Annotated in this window: 21 protein-coding genes, 1 tRNA gene and 2 pseudogenes; 14 read left to right on the top strand and 10 right to left on the bottom strand. The window is 21.1% G+C overall.

Annotated features, from left to right (window positions below):
* Nucleotides 1-14: 14 nt before the first annotated feature.
* The 3 genes and pseudogenes from ACQH20_RS02275 to ACQH20_RS02265 form a co-directional block, all read right to left on the bottom strand.
* Nucleotides 15-758 (bottom strand): hypothetical protein, encoded by a 744-nt coding sequence (locus ACQH20_RS02275; protein WP_425377374.1) that lies wholly within the window; start codon nucleotides 756-758, stop codon nucleotides 15-17.
* A 178-nt stretch (nucleotides 759-936) separates the two neighbouring features.
* A pseudogene (locus ACQH20_RS02270) lies at nucleotides 937-1,881 on the bottom strand (IS30 family transposase).
* A 197-nt stretch (nucleotides 1,882-2,078) separates the two neighbouring features.
* Nucleotides 2,079-2,155 (bottom strand) — tRNA-Ile (locus ACQH20_RS02265).
* Between the two features lie 174 nt (nucleotides 2,156-2,329).
* Between ACQH20_RS02265 and ACQH20_RS02260 the strand changes: the two genes are divergently transcribed.
* The 3 genes from ACQH20_RS02260 to ACQH20_RS02250 all read left to right on the top strand — a co-directional run bounded on the left by ACQH20_RS02260 (nucleotide 2,330) and on the right by ACQH20_RS02250 (nucleotide 3,484).
* Nucleotides 2,330-2,491, top strand: coding sequence for a hypothetical protein (locus tag ACQH20_RS02260; RefSeq protein ID WP_252319474.1), 162 nt, complete (start codon nucleotides 2,330-2,332; stop codon nucleotides 2,489-2,491).
* Between the two features lie 123 nt (nucleotides 2,492-2,614).
* Complete coding sequence (locus ACQH20_RS02255; RefSeq protein ID WP_281748997.1) at nucleotides 2,615-2,872, top strand: hypothetical protein; 258 nt, start codon at nucleotides 2,615-2,617, stop codon at nucleotides 2,870-2,872.
* A 189-nt stretch (nucleotides 2,873-3,061) separates the two neighbouring features.
* Nucleotides 3,062-3,484 carry a hypothetical protein gene (locus ACQH20_RS02250; RefSeq protein ID WP_425377373.1) on the top strand — a complete coding sequence of 141 codons (423 nt, stop codon included), beginning with the start codon at nucleotides 3,062-3,064 and terminating at the stop codon, nucleotides 3,482-3,484.
* Nucleotides 3,485-4,078: 594 nt separating this feature from the next.
* Here ACQH20_RS02250 and ACQH20_RS02245 read toward each other — a convergent pair.
* Nucleotides 4,079-4,279 carry a hypothetical protein gene (locus ACQH20_RS02245; RefSeq protein ID WP_425377372.1) on the bottom strand — a complete coding sequence of 67 codons (201 nt, stop codon included), beginning with the start codon at nucleotides 4,277-4,279 and terminating at the stop codon, nucleotides 4,079-4,081.
* Between the two features lie 912 nt (nucleotides 4,280-5,191).
* On the opposite strand from ACQH20_RS02245, the gene ACQH20_RS02240 reads away from it, so the two are divergent.
* From ACQH20_RS02240 to ACQH20_RS02200, 9 genes are all read left to right on the top strand, one after another.
* Nucleotides 5,192-5,680: a hypothetical protein gene (locus ACQH20_RS02240; RefSeq protein ID WP_425377371.1), complete on the top strand. Its 489-nt coding sequence runs from the start codon at nucleotides 5,192-5,194 to the stop codon at nucleotides 5,678-5,680.
* 192 nt (nucleotides 5,681-5,872) lie between these two features.
* On the top strand, nucleotides 5,873-6,031 hold the full coding sequence (locus tag ACQH20_RS02235) for a hypothetical protein (protein WP_425377370.1): 159 nt from the start codon (nucleotides 5,873-5,875) through the stop codon (nucleotides 6,029-6,031).
* Nucleotides 6,021-6,203, top strand: coding sequence for a hypothetical protein (locus ACQH20_RS02230; protein ID WP_425377369.1), 183 nt, complete (start codon nucleotides 6,021-6,023; stop codon nucleotides 6,201-6,203). Before ACQH20_RS02235 ends, ACQH20_RS02230 begins: the two co-directional genes overlap by 11 nt.
* Before the next feature lie 5 nt (nucleotides 6,204-6,208).
* The gene (locus ACQH20_RS02225; protein WP_425377368.1) at nucleotides 6,209-6,418 is read left to right on the top strand and encodes a hypothetical protein; all 210 of its coding nucleotides are present in this window, start codon (nucleotides 6,209-6,211) and stop codon (nucleotides 6,416-6,418) included.
* A gap of 15 nt (nucleotides 6,419-6,433) precedes the next feature.
* Entirely contained in the window at nucleotides 6,434-6,595 is a 162-nt protein-coding gene (locus ACQH20_RS02220) for a hypothetical protein (RefSeq protein ID WP_338974207.1), read from the top strand.
* Nucleotides 6,582-7,238 carry a PD-(D/E)XK nuclease family protein gene (locus ACQH20_RS02215; RefSeq protein WP_425377367.1) on the top strand — a complete coding sequence of 219 codons (657 nt, stop codon included), beginning with the start codon at nucleotides 6,582-6,584 and terminating at the stop codon, nucleotides 7,236-7,238. Before ACQH20_RS02220 ends, ACQH20_RS02215 begins: the two co-directional genes overlap by 14 nt.
* 1 nt (nucleotide 7,239) lies before the next feature.
* Nucleotides 7,240-8,046: a recombinase RecT gene (locus ACQH20_RS02210; RefSeq protein ID WP_425377366.1), complete on the top strand. Its 807-nt coding sequence runs from the start codon at nucleotides 7,240-7,242 to the stop codon at nucleotides 8,044-8,046.
* The gene (locus ACQH20_RS02205) at nucleotides 8,039-8,179 is read left to right on the top strand and encodes a hypothetical protein (RefSeq protein ID WP_425377365.1); all 141 of its coding nucleotides are present in this window, start codon (nucleotides 8,039-8,041) and stop codon (nucleotides 8,177-8,179) included. Before ACQH20_RS02210 ends, ACQH20_RS02205 begins: the two co-directional genes overlap by 8 nt.
* Nucleotides 8,172-8,753, top strand: coding sequence for a hypothetical protein (locus ACQH20_RS02200; protein WP_425377364.1), 582 nt, complete (start codon nucleotides 8,172-8,174; stop codon nucleotides 8,751-8,753). Before ACQH20_RS02205 ends, ACQH20_RS02200 begins: the two co-directional genes overlap by 8 nt.
* A gap of 136 nt (nucleotides 8,754-8,889) precedes the next feature.
* Here ACQH20_RS02200 and ACQH20_RS02195 read toward each other — a convergent pair whose 3' ends face one another.
* On the bottom strand, nucleotides 8,890-9,495 hold the full coding sequence (locus ACQH20_RS02195; protein ID WP_425377363.1) for a rolling circle replication-associated protein: 606 nt from the start codon (nucleotides 9,493-9,495) through the stop codon (nucleotides 8,890-8,892).
* A gap of 229 nt (nucleotides 9,496-9,724) precedes the next feature.
* Between ACQH20_RS02195 and ACQH20_RS02190 the strand changes: the two genes are divergently transcribed.
* Both ACQH20_RS02190 and ACQH20_RS02185 read left to right on the top strand, forming a co-directional pair.
* Nucleotides 9,725-10,060, top strand: a complete 336-nt coding sequence (locus ACQH20_RS02190; RefSeq protein ID WP_425377362.1) for a hypothetical protein — start codon at nucleotides 9,725-9,727, stop codon at nucleotides 10,058-10,060.
* A gap of 322 nt (nucleotides 10,061-10,382) precedes the next feature.
* Nucleotides 10,383-11,177, top strand: a pseudogene (locus ACQH20_RS02185) (IS256 family transposase); the annotation flags it as partial.
* A gap of 26 nt (nucleotides 11,178-11,203) precedes the next feature.
* On the opposite strand, the gene ACQH20_RS02180 reads toward ACQH20_RS02185, so the two are convergent.
* From ACQH20_RS02180 to ACQH20_RS02160, 5 genes are all read right to left on the bottom strand, one after another.
* Complete coding sequence (locus ACQH20_RS02180) at nucleotides 11,204-11,329, bottom strand: hypothetical protein (protein ID WP_425377361.1); 126 nt, start codon at nucleotides 11,327-11,329, stop codon at nucleotides 11,204-11,206.
* Between the two features lie 20 nt (nucleotides 11,330-11,349).
* Nucleotides 11,350-13,485 (bottom strand): hypothetical protein, encoded by a 2,136-nt coding sequence (locus ACQH20_RS02175; RefSeq protein WP_425377360.1) that lies wholly within the window; start codon nucleotides 13,483-13,485, stop codon nucleotides 11,350-11,352.
* An 87-nt stretch (nucleotides 13,486-13,572) separates the two neighbouring features.
* The gene (locus tag ACQH20_RS02170) at nucleotides 13,573-14,910 is read right to left on the bottom strand and encodes a hypothetical protein (RefSeq protein ID WP_425377359.1); all 1,338 of its coding nucleotides are present in this window, start codon (nucleotides 14,908-14,910) and stop codon (nucleotides 13,573-13,575) included.
* 229 nt (nucleotides 14,911-15,139) lie between these two features.
* A complete protein-coding gene (locus ACQH20_RS02165; RefSeq protein WP_425377358.1) occupies nucleotides 15,140-16,360 on the bottom strand; it encodes a hypothetical protein in 1,221 nt (406 codons plus the stop codon).
* Between the two features lie 99 nt (nucleotides 16,361-16,459).
* Complete coding sequence (locus ACQH20_RS02160; RefSeq protein ID WP_425377357.1) at nucleotides 16,460-17,794, bottom strand: hypothetical protein; 1,335 nt, start codon at nucleotides 17,792-17,794, stop codon at nucleotides 16,460-16,462.
* Nucleotides 17,795-17,805 lie beyond the last annotated feature (11 nt).

The raw sequence follows: 17,805 nt of genomic DNA, 5'->3' as shown, positions 1-17,805 counted from the left end.
TTTTTCTCCTTAATTTATTGATAATTTCCTAACAAAGAATAATTCATTATTCTAATATAAAAATTAAAATTAGTTTGTTCTAAGCGCATAGCACATTTAACCAATTCATCTAAAATTATCAACTTATTAGTAAATAAAGTTTCATATGAAAAAAAAGCTTTTAAATTTAAATCAGTACTATCTTTTGTCAGCAATGTTTTTCTAGTTTCTAAATCCAACAAGTAAAATAACATTAATAAACTTCCAAACTCATAATTATTTTTTATGTTTGTTTCATTCTTAGTTAAATTAATAAAAATATTACCACTAATATTTACCAATCTTTTAATTATGAGCAAACTTTCTTTTTTCAAATTAGAATTATTTACCAAAAAATCAGGTAATACTACTTTTGAAGTATCATCAAACCAAACTTTTATTTGGTCTTTACATCCAAGTAATAATAAAAGTTCCTTGGCATTTTGATAATCATCTAACTGTTTTTCTTGACGCTTAAAAGTAGGAATTAAAGCAGAAATAGTTAATATAAAATTTGCAACTAATCTTAAATATTCTTTATAAGAAATTTTATTAAAATATAAATAAACACTTACTATTTTCATAAACATTAAATTTTGATTACTATTAAATATTAAGTTATAAGTATTACGATAATCTTTTGCTTTTAAATGACCTATTTTTTTTTTAATTTCGCGCTTAAAAAAATAATTACTTTTTAAAAGCAAAAGATGGTTAAATAATCGATATTCGGGAATCATTTTTTACTTCCAATCTAATTATATATTTTTAAATTTAATCTTAAAATAATTATAACATTGAAATAAATAAGTACATAATGTTACTTATTTATTATATTTAATTGCCAATAATATCATTGATAATTAATTATATTTAATACCTGAATTGTAAATATAAATGGGACAAATGGAACAGTTTTTAAAATAATTGTATTAAGTCTATTGGGCTTTTATAAGATAGTGATTTTTTGGGTGTAGAATTAATTTGAAATGCTATAGCATTTAAGTCTTTTTGTTTATATAAAGATAGATCTGTAGATTTTGGTAAATATCTTCTTAAAATACCATTATTATTTTCATTTAAACCTCTTTGACAAGGTTTGCCACGATCTGCAAAATAAATCTTAACATTGCAAATTTTTTCGATTAATTTTCATTTATTAAATTCTTTACCACGATCAAAAGTAATAGTTTTAACTGTTCCTTTTTGTAACTTTGAAATAAATTTTATTATACTTTTTGTAATATTTTCTGCTTTATGATTTTTAGAAACTAAAGGAATTGTGGTTTTTGATCATATATCAGCTAAAGTAATAATAGAACTTTTATGATCTTTACCAATGATAGTATCACCCTCTAAATGACCAAATTCTTGTATATTTTTAATATTAGGAATGATTAAATTTCTTTCATGAATAGATTTACAATTATTAATTCGTCCTCTAGTTTCTTTTCGTTTATGAGGTTTATTTTTTCCTTTTCTCAATAAGTTATTTTCATCAAAACCCATTCGATTTGTTTTAAACATGTTATATAAAGTTTTTGTTGAAATACTTTTTATTTTATTTTCCTTTAAAAAATTAGCAATTATATCAAGCGCATAATTTTTAGTAATTAACAAATAATTAATAGTATTAATTTCTGTTAAAGTTAAAATTATTAATTTTCTACCTGCATTTTGCTTCTTTTTTTGAATTTGATTCAATATTTCTTATGGTAATAAGTTTTGATTTAATAATCTGCAAACTCTATGTACAGTTGATTTACTATAATCAACAGCTTTTGCTATTTTACGAATTGAAAATTCATAACTTTTATATTCTTTTATTGCTATTATTGATTCAATAGTCAGATACTTATACATTGTGCTAATTCCTTTCTTTTCTTAATTATAGAATTAACACAATTTAATTTTTATATAAATGTCCTTTTTAATTTTACAATTCAGGTAACTTTTTATATTCTTAATAAATCAATTGATTTACATCTTTATTATAATTTTTAATTTGATTTAAATAAAAAAAATAAACAAAACTGTTTATTTCATAATTTCACATATAATGGTGGGACTAAATGGACTTGAACCATCGACCTCACGCTTATCAAGCGTGCGCTCTAACCAGCTGAGCTATAGTCCCAAAAAGAGCAACAGAGATATTATATATTTGTTCAAGCACGATTGCAATATATAATAACAATATTTTATTTAATTTTTATTTAATATTCTTATAATAAAAATTTATATTTTTAAAAGTAAAAAAAATTTTTGTATAATTTATTCATACAAGGTTTTTATTAAGAGAGGATTCAGAATGACAAAGATTAAAATACATATCTTAAAAATTGAAAAATGAAATCAAAATTTAGGAAAAGAAGCAACACTAAATGATGATGATATAAAAGATATAAATGAGAATGAGAATATAGAGAAAATTAATGATGATATTATTGCAAAATCACCTACGTTTTCATAATCATATTTTTATTGTATATTTATTAAAATTTTTTAATAAAAAATACTAAATATGAATTAAGTAAAATGATATAATTTATATATAATTTACTTGTTAAATTATATAAGTTTGAGAGGTAAAAAAATGAATGGCAATAAAAATGAAATGAAAATAAAACTCAAAGAAATTTATTTATTAAAATATAAAACAAATCAAAGTGATGACATAAAATATAAAGCATTTGAAACATTAGAATTAGCAACACTATTTCATCTAAGTTTTAAAGAAATAGTGACAAAATTTGGATATCCTAATCGCGAAATTATTCACTATGAAATTATTGTAATACCATTTAATTTAGATGCAAGTAGAATATTGAATCAAATTAATAAATCAAAATAATATTAAGAAAATATTCAAATATTTTCTTAATATTATTCATTTATATAATTAATTAAAACTTTGCTTATACAATCAATAATTGTAAAAAACAATATAAATTTGTTATCATTTTTACATAAAATAATATACTTCTTAACTTATTATTTTTATTATCTAAAAATGTTTTTTTATATTTAAAGAGGTATCAAAATGAAAAAAGTTAAAATATTACAGTTAACAACTATAATATTATTTGCAATCACGGTTTTAATTACAATTACTGGTTTATACTTAATTTGATTTAGTAACTTTTATTTTAAATTCGATAATAAGGAACAATGTCATTCAAATTTTAAAGATGGATATAGAATATTAAAACATTTTGGTTTAAATTATACTATTAGCACTTCGGCAAGTTCTTTCTGTAACTTAAATCATTTTCCTGATAATTACTATCCTTGAATTCAATTACAGATTGGAGTTATCTTTTGTATAATTATCGTTCCAATTTTATTATATACAGTATTTCTATTCATAGTAATTATTTTTATTTTTAAAATAAAAGAAAAAAATAATAATTTTTGAGATGCAATCGAAAATTGTGAAATTATTAATAATTACTATGTTCATTAATTTTTATTAATATACTTTATCTTATTAATATTTTAAAAACTAAATATTTTCTAAATATTATAATATTTTTATTATAATGTTTTTTATTTTTTTAATAATTTTATTTTATTCTTTTAAAAAATAACTTCCCTTGACAATTTTGATTAGTTTTATCACTATAGTTTTTGCTTCCAATATATAAATTATTATCTGCAGGTAATAAACTTACTACCGCACCATAATCTTTATTTCAACCAAATACTTCAGTAAAAGTAATACCACAATCAGATGACTTATATAATCCACCTTTAAAAAATTTATTATCAATAACTTGAACTCTACTTCCAACATATAAATCATTATTAACAACAGCTAAACTTCAAATTTCACCATAATTTTTATTATTTCTTCAACCAATAGTTTCTGTTATTTTTTCTCCTTTAAGAGAAAGTTAAAATAGTCTACTTTCATATAGTTGATTTCTACTTCCAATATATAAATCTTTACCAAAAACTATTAAACTCCAAACTTCACCATTATTTTGATTTCATTTTTTTAATAATTCTAATATTCCATTAGGCTTAAATATTAATAAATTTCCAGTATATGTACCAGTTACAAATCATTATCAATAACTGTTAAACTTCTAACTTCACCATATGTTTCAATTCAATCCTTAATTTCTGATACTTTTTTATTAGATTCAATCATAAATAACTTACCATAACAATCAGAAGTTCTTGTTCCAACATATACATTATTACCCATAGCTACTAAACTATAAACTTCTCCTGTTATTTCTGATATTTGTGTCAAAATATTTTGTTCAGAAGAATATCTAAAAAGTCCATTAGCAAAAGTTGCTACATAAACAGTTCCATCATTAGTAACAACTAAACTAGAAATATAACCATTAATACCATTAATTGGTGTTATTATTTTATCTTTTGTATTACTTGCATTATCTTTAATTTTATATACACCATTACTAGTTCCGACATATAAATCATTATTTATATTTAATAAAGTTGATATTGCACCATAAGATTCAGGTCAATTAAAAATATTTAATTTTTCTTGATATACCCCCTCATTTTGAACTAATATTTCAGAAATTGCTATAATACCCGCGAGATTAATCCACCAGCCAAAACTGCCCCACGAACCATTCCTACAATAACTTTTCTTTTTCTTTTAATTTCTTTTGGCATAAATTAAAATCTCTCCTTAATTTTATTAAATTTTTTGTAAATTAATTTTAGATTATTATTAAAACAAATTATTGATATTCTTATTTTAAACATATATAGTGTTTATAATAAAAAAACCTCTAATTTATTTAAAGAAACACAATTTTTTGGGCGTATCAACTTAATGGTTATGTTAATAAGAATTTAAATGAGAGATAATTCTCTCATTTTTAATTGTTCAACAATTATAATTAATTATTTTATTAAACCAGCACTTTATTAAAGTAATTAATTATTCCATAACTAAATAAAAAATTATTTAGGCTATTGTGCTGGAATTAACCAATAGTAATTTTTGTGTTGCTCTTTTACAACTTGATATTTTTTGGTTCCCTCCCCCTAGAACCCCTACCCTCCAAGGCTTTGCTACTTACAGTAGCATAAGCCTTACGTAGAGTAGTAGAAGTATTTAGTTAGTAGTATATAAGCCTTTTATCACTGTAGGTGATAAAAGGCTTATACGTAGAAAGGATTCATAATGATTAATGTTAATTTAGATATTAAAAATAAAGTTAGAGAAACAACTAAAGGTATGTTATTAGAAATTGATGAATATGAAACATGATTTCCTATTAAAGATACTATTATTAATCAAAATAATAAAAAAATAACATTAAAAATAATTGAAGATTTTAATTATAAATTAGGTAAAAAATCAATTACAAAAGATATTGAAAGTATTAAAGGTAGTGATATTTTAAAATATATTAAAAATATTTCAGATATTACTACAAATGAAAATGAATTAATATCTTGTGAATTTTATGAACAATATAATGGTTATTATATTTTTACAAATGATAAAAATCAAGAATGTTTTAAATATAACATTATATGAGAACAAGATATGAAAAGTTTTAAAATAAATAATCCATATTATGATAATGATTTAGCAATAAATTATATTGTTATGCCAATGAAAGATATAAATACTCATAATGAAAAAATATTTTATTTAAAGTATTAAAGGAAATTAATATGTTACTTAATGAAATAGGGGACTTTCCAGCAATCTGTGTAACTTAGTGATTTTACAACTAAAATTTATTTAAAAAACACAGTTTTTAGGAAAGTCCCAAAAATTGAAAAATTACTTAAAAATCAAAAATATATTGAAATACAAGAAATATTAAAAATTATAGAAAGAGAGTAAATAATTATGTTGAATTTAAAAGAAGATAAAAGAATATATTTAAAATATGAAGAAATTGAAAAAATATTTGGTTCATGTGATATATGTAATAAAAATTCATCATTTGCAAATAGAACTTGTAATAAATGTTTTTATAAATTAATGAGTGATAATGATGAAATGTAATATACATAATGAAAAATATATATGATTTTCTGAATTAGAAAATACATATTATTGTAATAAATGTATTGATGACATGATTGAAGAAGATATGTATTTAACAAGTGATAATTGAGATTACTTAGAAGAACATTATATTAATGAATTACAATTAGAAAATTTTAAAGGAGTGTAAAAATAATGAATAGATTAGAATTAGAAAATGCAAGAAAATTAATAGAAAAATTTGAAGAATTACAAGAAGAATTTAATAGTAAATATGAAAATAGTTTAGACGTTAGAATTGATGATGATTATGAATTAAACATTAGTAATGATTATTTTAACTTTGAAAATGTAAATAAATTAGAACAAGCAATTATTGATTATAAAAAAATTATTAAAGGTTAAAGGAGATGAATAAAAATGGTAGCAGCTCCAAAAAAGAAACCAGAAGATTTAATAACTAAACAAATTATTATTAGACTTACTAAAAGTGACCATTATGAATTAAAAAAACTTTGTGTAAAAAAAGAAATTACTATTAATAATTTTGTAAGGGATTTAATAAAAAATGCAATTAAATAATCAAAAAAATAATTTAATTTTTAAAAAAGAAACACATCAATATTTTATTAAAAATAAAGAATTAATATCAGTAAGTAAAATACTAAATTATTATTTAGGTAATTCAAATTGTAAATGTAATAAATGTAAATATTGTTTTAATATTAATAATGCAAGAATTCGTGGTAATTGTGTTCATAAAGTAGCAGAATTATATTTTAAAAATATAAATATTAAAAATATAACTAATCAAATTAAAAATTATATTAAAGATTTATTTTCACAAAATTATTTAAATTATTGTTATACATTATTAGATTATTTACCAACTAAATTTATTAAAAATAATGAATATATTAGTGAAAAAATATTTAATTATGATATTGTTGCTGGAACACCAGATTTAATTTATAAAGAAAATAATTTAAATATAATAATAGATTTTAAAACTTATAAAGTTTTTTCAAAAGAATTATTAGAAAAATCAAAATTACAAATAATAGCATATTATTGATTATTAAAAAATAATAATTATGAATTATCAAATATACATTTTATATGTTGAGTTAAAGAAAATGAAATTGAATTAATAAAAGTAGAAATAACAAATGAATTATTAATTGAATGAGAAAAAGCAATTTGAACATGAAAGGAATTAAAATAAAATGGCAAATGAATTATTAGTTAAAAATATTAATAATGGTAATGTAGAAAAATTTATTAGACAAAAAGGTATTATTAATAATTTAGAAATTCAAAAATTTAAAAGTAATGTATTAGCAATTTCAAATCAATATGGTTTAGATAAAGCATATCCAGAAACAATTATTAATAGTTGTTATCAAGCAGTATTATTAAATTTACCTTTAGAAAAGAATTTTGGTTATTGTTATATTGTACCTTATTGAGATAGTAATACTAATGTAAATAATGCTCAATTTCAAATGGGATATAAAGGTTATATTCAATTAGCATTACGTTCACAACAATATAAAGAAATTAATGTAAGTGATGTTAGATTAACAGAAATTAAAAAAATAAATAGACTTAAGGGAATTGAATTTAATTGAATACAAGATGATTTAGAAAGATTGAAACAACCTATTATTGGTTATGTAGCATATTTTCAATTAGTAAATGGTTTTGAAAAAACTTTATATATGTCAAAAGAACAAATTGAAAAACATTTTTTGAAATATTCAAAAACTTATGCAAAAAATAAAGAATTTATTGTTAGTGATTTTGATAGTATGGCATTAAAGACTGTATTAACTCAATTATTAAGAAAATGGGGAATTATGAGTACTGAAATGCAAATTGCATATGAAAGTGACCAAGCAATTATTACTGAAAATGAAAAAATATATATTGATAATCCAAATACTAATAATGTAATTGAAAATAATACAAATTTTCAACAATTAGAAGAAAATATTAATAAATTAGATAATTTGGTATTTAAAAATGAATAAAGAAAAATTAATTGCTTCTATAAAAAAAAGAATGGATTTTTTAAATGATGTACTAAAACAAGATTCATACAAACTTTATGAGTTAGAAAACTGAATTGTAAGAATTGAAAGAGGTGAATTTGATAATGACTAATTATTTACTTTCAATTGACCCAAGTATTAAAAATACTGGATTTACTTTATGAGAAAAAAGATGTCATGTAATAGATTGTGAAAATAATAATTGTATTGAATTAAAACTATGAACACCAACATGAATTAAAAGTTATAGTTTTGAAAAATTTAAAAATATGAATCCAACATTTGATGAACAAATAATATTTGAATTATTTATGATTGGTGAAATTGGAGATTTTGATAATATGAATATAATTATTGAACGTGGTACTTTTCATAGTAAAAATGGTATTGGTTATGAAACACAAGAACATTTACGTGGTTTTATTGCTGGTCAATTTAATAAATTATTAACAAAAAATATGTTAATTAGTCCAAGTGAATGAAAAAAATGATATAAAGAACAACAAGAATTACTATTACCAATATATTCAAGTTATTCAAAAATTAATAAATGAGATAAAGATTTTAGTTTAATGTTTGCTAAATCATTACAAGAAAAATATAAATGAAATATAGAAATTAAAGACCATGACCAAGCAGATAGTTTATTAATGGGTTGATATTATTTAAATAAGGAGAATAAATAATGTTTATGAATTTTAAATTAAAAAAAATAACAAAAAATAATAAATTATTAGATGAAAGAGCTTCTTTTTTACATATGTATTTACTTTATAGTAATGAACAAATTAAAAAAGATATAACTATTATTTATTTAAATAATTACTTAAATAAATATGCTTGAACACCAACATCTTTTTGATTTAAAGACTTAATATTTTCTTGTACTTTTGTTACATATTTACTTAAATATTTAACTACAAATTCATTTGTGCCTTTGTGTACAACTTTTAAATCAATACCTTTATTATTACCAACATGCGGTCATCATGTAGTTATCATACTATAAGGTATTTTACGATTAAATAATATATGAAAATGAACTGCTCCACGTTTTTGATATTCATAAACATAAAAATATCTTAATTCACCTAAATGTTTAGAACGTTTAGGGTCATTTCATCAACGTTTTAAACGTTTAAAAAATAATTGCAAATCATGTTTTGCTTTTTTAATATCAGTTTCATTTTTATGATAAGTCAAAGTTAAAAAACTTAAAATTCTTGCATTATAAAAATTATGTAATGCTTTTTGAACTAATTTACATTTAGTACGAACATTATTATTTCTTAACTTAGTAACATTACCAATATTTTTTATACCTAATTTATTTCTTTGATTTTTTAAAATATCAATAGGTAAAACAACATTTTTAACATAACAAGCATAAAAAATTTTTTTAACATAAAAATTATATGAAATATTCATTTAAAATCAATCCTGCTAGGAATTTTTTAATAAAATTGAATGATTTATAAATAAATATAAATCTTAATATATCTTATCATAAAATAATAAAAAAAGTATCAAACTTTACACTTGCGGTGAAAAATGATACTTAACGTACATTAAAATTATACCATTATAGTATAAAAAATCAATTATATGTCATATTTATGGTAAATTGTTAAATATTTTAAAATGAAAAGGATAAAAAATGAAAGAATTATTTTTTAAAAATATGCATGTATATAATTTACATCGTTCCAATGAATTAGATCATGAAAATGGTAGATCGGCAATTTTATTATGATTTAAGTATACTAAATCTTTATTATGATTAGGCACATCTAATAAAGATAATAAATCAAAAGAAAAACCATTAAAGATTTTTATAAATAATAGAAAAACATATTTTTATTCAACTGGTATTGAGCGAGTAGAAAGTAAGTATTTAATTGGTCATTGAATAGATTATTCAAACAAGAATAAATCAAATGAAGCAAAAGCTTATAAATTATCTGTTAGTGAACAACAAGAATTAATTTCTTAATTTGTTAGTTTTACTTTAGAACAAAATCCATATATAAAAATTAAAAATTTAGAAATTAATAACAAAGAATTAGAAACAAAAATACAAGTTTTAGAAACAGAAATTCAACAACTTAAAAAACAAATTTGTATGCAATCATTAAAGTTAAAAAATCGCAATCGTGGATAATTTTTGTATTTGGTTAAGTGAATTGTTAAATAGGGCTAAGTAACAATTAAGCATATTAAAAATTAATTGCAGAATATTGGGACTTTCCTAAAAACTGTGTTTTTTAAATAAATTTTAGTTGTAAAATCACTAAGTTACACAGATTGCTGGAAAGTCCCGTCAAACTGATGATGTTATTGATGATGTAAAAGCATGGCAAAATCGACCATTAGAAAGTGTCTATCCGATTGTTTATTTTGATTGCATAATAGTGAAAGTACGACAAGATAAAAGGATTATTAATAAATGAGTTTATATAGCTTTAGGAGTTGATTTAGAAGGTAAAAAAGATGTTTTAGGTTTATGAATTAGTGAAAATGAAGGTGCTAAATTTTGATTAGCAAATTTAACAGAAATGAAAAATCGTGGCTTAAATGATATTCTTATTGCCTGCAGTGATAATTTAACAGGCATGTCAGAAGCAATACAATCAGTTTATCTTAAAACAGAACATCAATTATGCATAGTTCATCAAATTAGAAATAGTTTGAAATATGTCTCATATAAGCATAGAAAATCTCTAGTTGCAGATTTAAAACCAATTTATACTGCATGTAGTGAAGAACAAGCAATGCAGGCTTTAGAATCCTTTGAAAATAAGTGAAATAAACAATATCCTCAAATTGCTAAATCTTGATATAAAAATTGAGATAATTTAATTGTTTTTATTAGTTATCCTGCAGAAATTAAAAGAGTGATTTATACAACAAATGCTATTGAATCTGTAAATAGTCAATTACGAAAAGTTATCAGAAATAAAAAAGTTTTTCCTAATGATATGGCAGTTTTTAAAATATTTTATTTAGCAATTGAAAATATAACAAAAAAATGAACAATGCCCATTCAAAATTGAAATACAGCAATTGCTCATTTTATGATAAAATTTGAAGATAGAATTAATCTAAACTAGTACTTTGTAAAACAAAGATACACAGATTACATAAAAGCCTCTTTTTTTAATCTACTGCTAATAACAGTATTATCATTAATACTATTATTAATAGTATTACTTGTTAAAGTTAATGTTGTTAATGTACTTAAAGTTATTAATAATTGTTTCATTTTATATTTTCTTTTCTTTATTAACTCATTAATTGGTAATTAAAATTAAAATCAGGGAATGTTAAAGTAGCGCGTTCACTAACAGTTTCACCTTTAAATCTGTCTGATAAATCAAAAATATAAAGTGTATTATCTTTGGTTGGTTGTATTTCATCATTAGTAAATATCAATTTTACATTTTTTAAAGCTCAATCTGAACTTACTGAAACATCAGTTTCTAAAAAAATACTTTTTGTTTTAGTAATTAAATCTCAAAAATTAGTTACCTTATCGCTAGTAATATCTTTACTAATATCAGCTGTTATACTACCTTTATTTTTACCATCTAATATATAATTAATAATAAAGTTTCCACCAAAACTATCAGCAATTGGATAATAAGAATTATTAACAATTGTATTTAATAAACTATCTTTATTAGAAATTCATTTATCTAATAATTTGTTTTGTTCATAAAAATGTTGACCTTCCTGTAAAACGTTTGTATCTTTACCATCTTTTAACCAAATACCATCCAAATCAAAAGGTGTTCTTGAAAAATTACCAGCAATACTTTTTTTATTATGACCATGAATAGTAACGTTAATATTATCTAAACTATTTTTTAATTTATAAGTAGAACCGTTATCTTTAATGCTAATTGTAAAATCTTTACCTAATTTATTATTAAAAATATTATCACCCACCGCTAAAGTAGTTGTTACATCATAATCTGTTTCATCAATAATAAGTTCAGTATCATGAGTTTTAAAATAATTTTGAACAATAACTTTAATAGTAGTACTAATATTAGTATTAATTAAATCTAAAGTAGTTTGTGTTAATTTAGTGTCAACATTTTTATTATCAATAGTATTATCAACATCAACATTTAATCATTTAGATTTATCATTTTGATGATAGTAAGCATTTTCAATAATATTTTTTAAATCTGTTTCATTACTTAAATCAACGCACTTATTAATTACACTAACTTGTCCTTGATAAGTACCTGCAAAATTTAATTGATTAGCATTTTTTCAAGAACTAGTTATTTTGTATTCAATATTTACTGCATTAGTAAAATCTTGATTTTCTTTATTATCTTTAATAAAAATATTGTAATATTTATCATTAATGTCTTCTGAATTAATTTTTAATTGTTGACTTAATTTTTGTTTAAATTCTGTTTGAATTTTACTAACTAAATTAGCTTTTATATCAGTAATTGGAGTTGCTTCTGGTGTTTTTACTGATATTACTTGTTGTGGAATTATTAATGACAAAGTTGAAAGATCAAAAGCTTTATCATAATAACTGTAATAAATTTGAATGATATTGTTAAACTCATCAAAAATGTAATTAATTGTATACTTACTATTATCATTAGTTAAAAACGGAACATTAGTTATATAATCATAAGCATTATCATTTGTAATCAATAAATGAATAATTTTGTCAATTAAAACATCACTTAAACTACCGTTTAGACTACTTTGAGTAATAAAATAGTGTGCTAAAATATCAGCATCTTGTTCTTTAAAAGAATCATCTGATTCTCTTACTGCCTTAGCAATATAATATAGCCCTAAACCTTCACTTAAACTATTATTATTTTCAACATTATTAGCATTTTCTTGTTGTGAAATATCAATATGAGTTTCCACTTCACTTTGTTGAACATATTTTCAATTAATACCGTCACCAGCAAAATAATTAATATCATATTGGCTACCACTATAACTGTTAGTTGGATTATTAATAGTAGCAACTTTACGATGAAATATCATTTCTTGTTTAGTATTATTAACGTCAACTTTATCTTTGTCTGGTATCATAGCATCTTTTTTGTAAATTAATTCACCTTTATTATCAATAATAAATAATGTTCGTGCTAATGTCTTACCATCACTTAATAAATAATCAGCATGATTAGTATTATAACTATAATATTTATTGTCTATTATTGATTGATTACTAATTCAATCATCATTATTTAAATAACCATATTGATTATTAAATAATGATTTATTTTGATTTATTGGAATGACAGGTAGTATTTTCTTTTTACTAGCAATATTGTTTTTTTGAACTACTATCATCATACTATTAAACATTGTATTACTTGCTATTGTTAATGTTGTTACTGTACTTAGAGTTAATAAAAACTGTTTCATTTACAATACCTTCTTTTACTTTTTACCATTTTTAAAATCATAATTAAATTTAATAATAAATAATTAATTTGAAAAAAACATATTTATTTAATTCATAATATTATTAAATGTTATATTATTTAATTTAATATCAGAATATGAAGTTGATCCTAAAAAAGTAGCTGTCATTATATGTCATTTTCAATAAATATTATTATCATCATGTCAAAATTCTAAATAAATATCAATGGCAGTTCCTACACCTCCTGGGTAATTTGGATCATATGGTGGTCACGTACTAATATTGACTTGAAAAATTGAATTATCAATATCTTTTTGTTGATTAGTTTTTATATTTGTTGTTGTGACTTGAGAATTTAGAGATTTATAGTCTTCTTTACCACTTCCCGTTGAAACTTTTAAATATGAATTAGCATCAAAATTAAAAGTTGGATATTTATTAGTAAAAGTATTTCAATCACTTGCATAGTCAGTTCATTTTACTATTGTATATGTATTAGAATAATCACTATAATTTGAACTAAATCAATTATATGAGTCATTTCATTTATAATTTAAGTTATTTTCTATATTTGATTTATCAAATTCAGTATAATAAACTTCAATTAAATTATTATCTTTATCAAAAATATAATTAATTGAATAATTTTTATCATTTACGTTCATTGGTGCACTATATATAAAATTAAAAATATTATTATTGCTACTAATTAAATTAATAATAATATTAATTAAATTATCATTAATTTGCCCTTTTAAACTACTTTGTGTCATAAAATATTGACCTATTTTATTAGCAATAGTATTATCAATTAAATTATTTTTTGCTGCTTTTGCAATATAATATAAACCTAATGTTTCACTTAAACTACTACTATGTTCAACTTTATCAGCACCTGCTTGTTGTGAAATATCAATATGTTTTTCAACGCCACCAAATTGAATATATTGTCAATCAGTATTATCACCACTAAAATATATGTGAGAATATTCACTTTTACTATATGGATTATATTTATCTTTAACTGTGGTAATTTTTTTATGAGTAATCATTTCTTGTTTAGTAGCATCAACTTCGACTTTATCTTTTGGTGGTATTACAGCATTCTTTTTATAAACTAATTCACCTTTATTATCAACAGTAAATAATGTTCGTGCTGATGTCTTACCATCACTTAATAAATAATTAGCATGACTAGTATCATAACTATAATAGTTATTATCTATTTGATTAGTAATTCAATCACTACTACTTAAATAACCATATTGATTATTCAACACTGAAGATAAAGTATCATTTATTGATGATTTATTTGTTAATAGTTTATTAACAGTAGTGTTAGTAACATCAATAGTATTAATACTACTACTACTTGTTAAAGTTAATGTTGTTAATGTACTTAATGTTATTAGTAATTGTTTCATGTATATTGGGACTTTCCTAAAAACTGTGTTTTTTAAATAAATTTTAGTTGTAAAATCACTAAGTTACACAGATTGCTGGAAAGTCCCGTTATATTTCGTTTTAAGTTTACTAAAAATTATTTTATAAAAAATATCTGACTAATCTATACTAAATATAACACTTTATTAATTTTATTTAAGAAGATTAATAAAATGCTTATTTTAAAAACTAAATTTATTATGTAAGTACTTAATTTCATTGAGAAATACTTTTAATATAAAATCTATTAATTAAAGAAGGATGTCATATATCTGTACCATAACAGTCAATATGAATTATTATTCCATTAATACCCACATTATTTAAAAATTTTGTTAAATTATCTTTAAATATAGAATTTCAAAAATTTTTAAAAGTTCAATTATCACCAATTTCATGCTCCATATTACTATAATCAAATAAGTTTCCATTAATAAAATACTTATAAATTACATCTCAATTATTTTGATTATTAATTAAATAATATAAATCCTGATAATTAATATAAATATCACCTGTATAATCAACTGAAGCAAAAGGACCAGGACTAACATGAGTTTCAAAATTACTTGTATTACTTTTTTCGTAACTATAATGATTATAATTTAACTCAATAATATTATTATTATGATCAAAAATATAACTAATGACATAACTTGTATCATCATTTGAAAATGGCATATTTAACATAAAATTATAAACGTATTTATTATTAATAATTAAATCAATAATTTTAGTAATTAATTCATTATTAATTTTTCCTTTTAAACTACTTTGTGCTATAAAATATATTCCCAAATTAATAGCAACTGACTGACTAATCTTATTTTCAATTACTGCTTTAGCAATATAATATAAACCTGATGTTTCGCTTAAACTATTCCTATATTCAACTTTATCAGCACCTACTTGTTGTGAAATATCAATATGTTTTTCAACTCCACCAAATTGCAAATATTGTCAATCAGTATTATCACCACTAAAATCAGTAGATGAATACTGACTATTACTATAAGAATTGTAATTTGCTTTAACTGTAGTTATTTTTTTATGACTAATCATTTCTTGCATCGTATTTTCAATATTTAATTTTTGATCAGCAGGAATAATAACATCAGGATTATAAATTAAAATTCCTTCATTATTTACTAAAAAAACATCTCTTGCATTAGCAAAAGTATAACTTTTTAAAGCTGATGTGTCATAACTATAAAACTTATGATCAGTTATTGATTGATTAGTTATTATATCACTATCATTTAAATAGCCATATTGATTATTAAATAATGAAGTTACAGAATCACTTATTGATGATTTATTTGCTAATAATTTATTAATGGTACTATTAGTAGCATCAATAGTATTAATAATACTATTACTTGCCAAAGTTAATGTTGTTAATGTACTTAAAGTAATTAATAATTGTTTCATTGTATTTTTCCTTTCTATTTTTAGTATCCTAAAATAATATTTTTTATAAATTAAAATATCTCATTAATCTATAATAATAAATATAACATTTTATAAATTTTATTTCATAATGTTAATAAAAGATGATTGATTTAGTGTAGTTGAGAAAAAAGCACCTTCCGTTGCAAATTTAGAATATTCATATCATCTATAACTAATATAAATATTATGATCATCATGTCAAATTTGTGCATCAGCTTTTATTTCAACATGAGCCCCAAATATTCCTCCATCATGATTAACACTTACTGATCAAAAGTTATGATTAAAATTGTAACTAGTATCAATTTTAGAAGTATCAATGCTTAATTTTGAACCACTATATTGTTCCTTACCATATTGACAATAAACAGAAAAAAATGAATTATCATCAAAAGTTAATGTTGGATATATAGTAATAAAATCTTTTCAGCTAGCAATCTTACCATCTTGCGTAAAATTACTAATAACAGTTTTAGGTCCATAATATCACATACCATAATCATTATTTCCACTATAACTTTCATAAGTTTTAACATTGATATTTGAAACAAGATTATCATTATTTCATTTTGTATAATAAATAGAGATTATATTATTATTACTATCAAAAATATAATTGATTGAATAATTTTTATCATTTATGTTCATTGGTGAACTATATATAAAATTAAAAATATTATTATTACTACTAATTAAATTAATAATTTTACTAGTTAAATCTTTATTAAAATTATCTTTAATAATTGTTTGACTCATAAAATATGTTCCTAAATTAACAGCCACTACTTTAGTAATTTTATTTTGATATGCTGCTTTTGCAATATAATATAAACCTAATGTTTCACTTAAACTACTACTATGTTCAACTTTATCAGCAGCTACTTGTTGGGAAATATCAATATGTTTTTCAACTCCACCAAATTGAATATATTGTCAATCAGTATTATCACCACTAAAATATTTGTTAGAATATTCACTTTTACTATATGGATTATAAATATTATTAATACTATCAATTTTTTTATGACTAATCATTTCTTGTTTAGTATTATTAACATCAACTTTATCTTTTGCTGGTATTATAGCATCTTTTTTATAAACTAATTCACCTTTATCATTAACAATAAATAATGTTCGTGCTGATGTCTTACCATCATTTAATAAATAATTAGCATGACTAGTATCATAACTATAATTTTTATGATCTATTATTGATTGATTAGTTATTATATCACTATCATTTAAATAGCCATATTGATTATTAAATAATGAAGTTACAGAATCACTTATTGATGATTTATTTGCTAATAATTTATTAATGGTAGTATTAGTATCATCAATAATATTAATAATACTACTACTTGTTAAAGTTAATGTTGTTAATGTACTTAAAATGATTAATAATTGTTTCATATTAGTTTTTC

This window comes from Spiroplasma endosymbiont of Aleiodes alternator, from assembly GCF_964031135.1.
GTDB lineage: Bacteria > Bacillota_I > Bacilli_A > Mycoplasmatales > VBWQ01 > Spiroplasma_E.
This window is presented reverse-complemented; position numbering and strand designations above follow the sequence as displayed.